This window comes from Pseudoalteromonas aliena (assembly GCF_038155085.1).
Classification (GTDB): Bacteria; Pseudomonadota; Gammaproteobacteria; order Enterobacterales; family Alteromonadaceae; genus Pseudoalteromonas; species Pseudoalteromonas aliena_A.
Genome location: NZ_JBAKAU010000315.1, coordinates 1 through 207, shown reverse-complemented (window position 1 = coordinate 207; position 207 = coordinate 1). Strand labels below are relative to the sequence as shown.

Here is a 207-nt window from a genome sequence, read left to right as displayed (position 1 = left end):
TATTATTTCAGGTGTTTTAGCGTGAGTTGATCAACGTACTCAGCTTGTAGGTGAGAATGGTTTAGAATTGCTACTTTTTTATTTACATAGCCGCCTTTTATTTGCACTGAATGTATTTAAGATTAAAGAAGTTGTTACGCACCCCCGTTTACGCAAAATACCACATTCTCACCCTAAGGTTACGGGAGTTGCTAATATTCGAGGTGA

Annotated in this window: 1 pseudogene; it reads left to right on the top strand. The window is 37.7% G+C overall.

The features are described 5' to 3' along the window. Nucleotides 1-4: 4 nt before the first annotated feature. Nucleotides 5-207, top strand: a pseudogene (locus V6260_RS19565) (chemotaxis protein CheW); the annotation flags it as partial.